At 39.4% G+C, this 6,808-nt stretch carries 4 protein-coding genes and 1 tRNA gene; 4 read left to right on the forward strand and 1 reads right to left on the reverse strand.

What is annotated here, in order from left to right; translation table 11 throughout:
• Window positions 1-197: 197 nt before the first annotated feature.
• Window positions 198-1,388, reverse strand: coding sequence for a 2-methylaconitate cis-trans isomerase PrpF (prpF, locus tag FTT87_RS12330; protein ID WP_086196898.1), 1,191 nt, complete (start codon window positions 1,386-1,388; stop codon window positions 198-200).
• Between the two features lie 326 nt (window positions 1,389-1,714).
• On the opposite strand from prpF, the gene FTT87_RS12335 reads away from it, so the two are divergent.
• The 4 genes from FTT87_RS12335 (at window position 1,715) to FTT87_RS12350 (ending at window position 6,638) form a co-directional block, all read left to right on the forward strand.
• Window positions 1,715-3,070, forward strand: coding sequence for an amino acid permease (locus FTT87_RS12335; protein ID WP_180043225.1), 1,356 nt, complete (start codon window positions 1,715-1,717; stop codon window positions 3,068-3,070).
• Window positions 3,071-3,160: 90 nt separating this feature from the next.
• A tRNA-Arg gene (locus FTT87_RS12340) sits at window positions 3,161-3,233 on the forward strand.
• Window positions 3,234-3,798: 565 nt separating this feature from the next.
• A complete protein-coding gene (locus tag FTT87_RS12345; RefSeq protein ID WP_180174935.1) occupies window positions 3,799-5,097 on the forward strand; it encodes an OmpP1/FadL family transporter in 1,299 nt (432 codons plus the stop codon).
• A 329-nt stretch (window positions 5,098-5,426) separates the two neighbouring features.
• Window positions 5,427-6,638 carry an OmpP1/FadL family transporter gene (locus FTT87_RS12350; RefSeq protein WP_180043226.1) on the forward strand — a complete coding sequence of 404 codons (1,212 nt, stop codon included), beginning with the start codon at window positions 5,427-5,429 and terminating at the stop codon, window positions 6,636-6,638.
• Window positions 6,639-6,808 lie beyond the last annotated feature (170 nt).

Here is a 6,808-nt window from a genome sequence, read left to right on the forward strand (position 1 = left end):
TGGGAATAGATCGGGAAAATTAAAAATGACCCCGATCTAATATACAACGCTCTTGTCACCTTCGACAGAGAACTTGCGATTCCTCATCTACATGAGAATTGAATCGTCATCATCGTTTAAGCTTTAATCAGGCTAACTTATTGATCAATGACAAGCAGCATGATACTGCTTTCTCGCAAGATTCTCTATCTTGTTTGCTATTTCAAGCTATCTTCCGGAATTCGAACCCAGCCTTCCATCAGTACCCGCGCACTGCGGCTCATAACAGCTTTTTTGACCACCCATTGTCCATTTTCCTGCACAGCTTGTGCGCCGACTCTTAAGGTACCTGATGGATGTCCAAAGCGTACTGCTTCACGTACTCCGCCACCTGCTGCCAGATTAACCAAAGTTCCAGGAATCGCAGCAGCCGTACCGATAGCCACTGCAGCCGTTCCCATCATGGCATGATGCAGTTTACCCATCGACAAGGCACGAACCAGCAAATCGACATCAGTGGTTTGAATATCTTTACCGCTTGAAGATGTATAGGCTTTAGGTTTCGATACAAAGGCAATTTTCGGGGTATGCTGGCGCTTTTCCGCTTCGGAAATATCCTGAATCAGACCCATCTGTTTGGCGCCATAAGCGCGGATGGTTTCAAAACGTGCCAGAGCTTGGGCATCGCCATTAATGGCATCCTGTAATTCAGTACCTTCATAACCAATATCTTCTGCATTTAAAAAAATGGTCGGAATACCGGCATTAATAAAGGTCGCCTGGAAAGTTCCGATTTCTGGCACTTCCAGGGTATCTACGACATTCCCCGTTGGGAACATGGCTCCGCCCTCTTCACCATCATCAGCCGGGTCCAGAAATTCAATGGCAACTTCAGCTGCCGGGAAAGTCACCCCATCCAGCTCAAAATCACCTGTTTCCTGCACCTGTCCATTGGTGATCGGCACATGGGCAATAATGGTTTTTTGGATATTGGCTTGCCAGATACGGACTGTACAAATGCCATTTTCAGGAATACGTTCTGCACTGACCAGGCCATTGGAAATGGCAAATGAGCCGACTGCAGCCGTTAAGTTACCGCAGTTGCCACTCCAGTCCACAAAAGGCTGATCAATCGAAACCTGTCCAAATAAATAATCGACATCATGATCTGGCTGGGCACTTTTGGCCAAAATCACGGTTTTACTGGTACTTGAAGTTGCTCCACCCATGCCATCAATCTGCTTGCCATATGGATCAGGGCTTCCAATCACTCGCAGCAATAACTGATCACGCACTTTTCCAGCCTGCTGTGCAGCTTGTGGCAAGTCATCCAGTTTAAAGAACACCCCTTTACTGGTACCGCCACGCATATAAGTTGCTGGAATCTTGATTTGTGGAGCAAAACTCATTTCTCTTTTATCCTTTCATTTATCATTGTTGTACATCGCCGTCAGCAAAATGCTAAAAAGTATCATAGCGATTTTTTTATGAAATAGATGCTTTCTTGACTTAAGTATAAAAAACGAATACCAAACTTTTTTTCATCATTTACATCATTTTATTTTATGTATTAAAAAATAAAATTAATTTATTGATTCAAAATAGGAATATATAAAATATTTTTTATATGATTATTTTTTAACAATCCCTCTCTAGAGCCCGTACTAGGCTTATACATTTCAATCTATTACAATCCATTTCAATCCTTTCCTTACACATTGTCGGGCTGAATACTTTGAACAACGAGTCTTCCAAACTTCAGCGTGGCTTAAAGAACCGTCATATCCAACTGATCGCCATGGGCGGTGCAATTGGGACAGGCTTATTCTTAGGTTCCGCACAGGTCATCCAATCTGCTGGTCCTTCCATCATCTTGGGTTACGCCATTGGTGGTTTAATCGCCTTTTTAATCATGCGCCAACTGGGTGAAATGATTGTTCATGAGCCTGTAGCAGGATCATTTAGCCACTTTGCCAATAAATATTGGGGCAAATTCCCGGGCTTCCTGGCGGGCTGGAATTACTGGATTTTGTACGTTCTGGTTGCCATGACAGAGCTTACTGCAGTCGCCAAATATATTAATTACTGGTGGCCGCATATTCCTGCATGGGCTTCGGTACTGTTCTTTTTCATTGTCATTACTCTGGTCAATCTCGGCAATGTCAAGTTTTATGGCGAATCCGAATTCTGGCTTTCCATTGTTAAAGTGACTGCCGTGATTTCCATGATTGTTTTCGGCCTGTATTTATTACTGACCGCAGATGCAGGATCAACCTCTTCATTTAGCAATCTTTGGTCACATGGCGGTTTCTTCCCGAATGGTTTTGAAGGCCTGTTCTATATGCTGGCTTTCCTCATGTTCGCCTTTGGCGGTATTGAACTGATTGGTATGGCGGCTGCAGAAGCCAAAGACCCGGAAAAGACCATTCCTAAGGCCATTAACCAGGTCGTGTTCCGTATTCTGATTTTCTATATTGGCTCACTCACGATTCTTTTATCCTTAGTACCTTGGAACCAGCTGGAACTGGGTGGTATGGATAAAAGTCCATTTGTAATGATTTTCAGTCAACTCGGAATTGGCTGGGCAGCACATCTACTCAATTTCATTATCTTGACTGCGGCACTGTCTGTTTATAACAGCGGTATGTATGCGAATAGCCGTATGCTGTATGGTCTGGCACAGCAAGGCAATGCACCGAAAGCGTTCATGAAAGTAAATAAACAAGGTGTGCCTATTCCCGCTGTTTTATTCTCAGCCCTGCTCATTTTCGGTTGTGTGCTTTTAAACTACTTTGTCCCAGAAGACGCTTTGGGCCACTTGATGTATGTGGTCGTAGGTGCCTTGGTACTCAACTGGGCCATGATTAGTTTGACACATCTGAAATTCAAACAGGCTGTCAAAAACGCTGCGATTCAAACCAAGTTCCCTGCACTCTGGGCTCCTGTCAGCAATTATGTGGTACTGATCTTTATTGCGACAGTACTTTATATTATGTGGACCCAAGGTTTTAAAGAATCCGTATTGATGATTCCCGTCTGGATAGTGCTGATGTTTGGCCTATTTAAAAGCCTAAAGACGAAGAAATCTTAAACATAAAATTCGTTTAAATCATTTTAAAAAGTTATTGTTTCGACAATAACTTTTTTTTTACCTGTATTTGCGCTACATTAGCTGCGCATTGCGCCCTTAGCTTAACTGGATAGAGCAGTTGCCTCCTAAGCGACCGACGTGGGTTCGAGTCCCGCAGGGCGCACAATACTTTTCACCCTAGAATTTTTAATAAAAATAATCTAAAGCCCTATTCAGCTTGCCAGATCTCGCTTCCCTACCTGTCTATATTTAAACTTTCCCTTAGTCAGATAATGAGACGAGTATTTTAAAATTCCCAAATAGCAATTAATAATAAAAAATATTTAAAAAATTAAATTTCCTGACCTCATGTTTTTTAAATTTCAATTATTACGTTTGAAGAGAGAACTCTATCACATAAAAATACGATACTTTTTATGATAAATGGTCATTTTTTAATCAAACAAATATTCACATAAAATAATTATAAATTTAGTTTAATTAATTATTTTTCAATTATTTAAAATAAACTATTAGTATAAATTTAGACTAAAAACTCTAATACGTTCATTTTTTAAACTCTATAGTTTTTTTATAGAGCATTTACTCTTTTTTTTATTGTGCTATTTTTGTCACATGGAGTAACAAATGATATCTGGTTATATAACCAATATTAGCAAAATAAATTTAGCGCATTCAAAAACACAAATCAGCAGTAATAAAATTTGTACCTCAAGGAAAGACACAAAATGAAATTAAAAACTCTTAGTACCGCAATGATTCTTGCAACAGTACCAATGACAGGTGCATTTGCAGCTGCACTAGATCGCTCAGGTCAATCTATTTCAGCCTTCCTACAACCGGGTAACTATTTCGAAGCGGGTATTTCTGTTTTAGATCCAAATGTTTCAGGTAAAGTAAATAATGGATATACTCCAAACCCAGCAGCTCCAGCAAGTGCTATTGGGCTTCAAAATACAAACTTATCAGATATGGGAGATGATTATTATTTTCCAAGTGCAGCATTAAAATTACAGCTTACTGATAATTTCTCTTTTGGCTTAATTTACGATCAGCCTTTCGGAGCTGATGCAACTTATTCAGCCACAGACTCAAGTTCACCTGCTGTACTACCAGGTGCATTAGCCGCATTTCAAGGTCAAGGTTTATTCCATAATGGTTCTGAATCAACTAAAGTTGAAGTAAAAACACAAAATATATCAATGCTATTTGGTTTCCAACCAAATAAAAATTTAAATTTTTATGCAGGTCCAGTTTATCAAACTGTTGAAGGTAACGTTCAATTACGTGGTCTAGCATATGGCGGTAGCAGTACATTTGGCTCTTATAATGCCAATATGGAAGAAGACGGTTCAGTCGGTTGGTTAGCTGGTTTTGCTTATCAAATTCCTGATATTGCTCTCAAAGCATCTTTAACCTATCGTTCTGAAATTGACCATGATGCAAAAACCACCGAAACTTTTAATACAGGTTTATTTGCTGGTCTTAACCTACAACCAAATTCAAGTACTTCAATCACGACACCACAATCTGTTAACTTGGATTTCCAAACCGGCATCATGGCAGATACCGTAGCATTTGCTAATGTACGCTGGGTTGAATGGTCTAACTTCTCCATTCGCCCACCTAAATTTGGTACAGCTAGTGTACAAGCACCTGTTGTAGCTTCAACTGGAAAACCAAATGGCTTTGATTTAGTTGCATATTCCGATGATCAAATTTCTGCAACTGTTGGTGTTGGTCGTAAACTGAGTGAGCAATGGGCTGGTAACGTTTCAGTAGGTTATGATACTGGTGCAGGTAACCCTGTATCTACCCTTGGTCCAACAGAAGGTTACTGGAATGTTGGTTTAGGTTTACAATTCAGCCCAGCACCAAACTACTTCATCGCGGGTGGTGTGAAATACTTCTGGTTAGGTGATGCTAAAGCACAATCTGGCGCACAATTTGGTACTCCTAATACAGTTGCTAGCTTTGAAGACAACGATGCACTTGCATACGGCTTAAAAATTGGTTACCGCTTCTAATCTTATTTAACCAAACAATAAAAGACCATTGTTCGCAATGGTCTTTTTTTTCAGTCTTTGATTAGCATTTAATATACACTTATAAATTAATAGCTGTATTTTCAATCAAACGGTTAATTTTTTATTTTGAAATTTACTCCATTCTTTATAATTTTCTTTTTATTTAAAAATCATAAAGATAATTTAATAAAAATAGAATTATTACTCTATCAAGCATCATTTGTGTGCTTACAAGTCAATTATTAAACTCTAGCAGAGTATTTACTCTTTTTTTATTTATGTTACTTTTCCAGCACTTTTAGTTACAAAATGGCATCAGGGAAAGAACCATGAAGCTCAACAAAATATATTCAGCAGTTTTAATTAGCTTACTTCCATCTGCTTCAGTATTTGCCGCTGGCTTAGATCGCTCAGGTCAATCTATCACCGCATTTTTACAACCCGGAAATTATGCCGAAGCTGGAATTTCCGTTCTAGATCCGGATGTTAAAGGTAAAGATCGAAGTGGCCATCATGTCGGTGATATGGGAGATGACTACTCTTTCCCCTCTGCTGCCATTAAAGTTCAAGCCACAGATAAAATTTCCCTAGGTCTTTTATACGACCAACCTTATGGTGCAGATGCTACTTATCAAGTTGACGGTTCAGACTTCTCAGACCCAACACTTAAAGAAGGTACAAAAGTAGAAGTCCGTACTAATAATTTAACTGCTTTGATTGGTTATCAACCAACAGCAAACTGGAATTTTTATGCAGGTCCGGTTTGGCAAACTGTTGAGGCTGATATTAAATTACGTGGTGCAGCTTATTCATTATTAAGTGGTTACAACATTACAGTTGATCAAAAACAAGCGTATGGTTGGTTAGCTGGATTTGCTTATCAAATCCCAGAAATAGCCTTAAAGGCTGCTGTAACTTATCGTTCAGAAATCAAACATAAAGCTAATGCTACAGAAACAAGTAATTTAGCTGCTCTTGGTGCAAGCATTCCTGCAACAGGCCATCCATATAGTCCTTACAAACCATTTTTATCAACTTTAGGCTACAAAGAAAGCATACTTGATGCTACAACGCCTCAATCTGTAAATATTGATTTACAAACAGGTATTGCCGCAAACACTTTAGCATTTGCAAACTTACGCTGGGTACATTGGGATCAATTCGCAGTTAAACCTGAATTGTTAGCTCAAGCATCTACATTTGCAAAAGGCAAAGCGCAAAACCTGATTGATTACTCAGACGATCAATACTCTGTAACTACAGGTCTTTCTCATAAATTCAATAGCAAGTGGGCAGGAACCGCAGCAGTGGGTTATGACTCTGGTGCAGGTAACCCTGTAACCACTTTAGGTCCAGTTGAAGGAAACTGGAACATTGGTCTAGGTGCTCAGTACAGTCCTGCTGAAAGCTACTTTATTCAAGCCGGTGTAAAATATTTTTGGTTAGGTGATGCGACAGCACAAACGGGTGGTAAACCAAAAGCAGAATTCTATGACAACCATGCAATGGGTTATGGTCTGAAAATCGGTTACCGTTTCTAATTGCGTTAAAAATTAGGACTAAAGAAGAAAGGGCGCCATTGGCCACTACTGTCCCATAGTTTGCTTTAAATAAAAAAACCTGAGTCTAAATAGTTAAAATATGAGTGCAAACAAACACTTTAACTATAAAGGACTCAGGTTTTGTCACATCAGAATACCGTATTTCATCA

It is taken from the genome of Acinetobacter sp. YH01022, from assembly GCF_013420235.1.
Lineage (GTDB): Bacteria > Pseudomonadota > Gammaproteobacteria > Pseudomonadales > Moraxellaceae > Acinetobacter.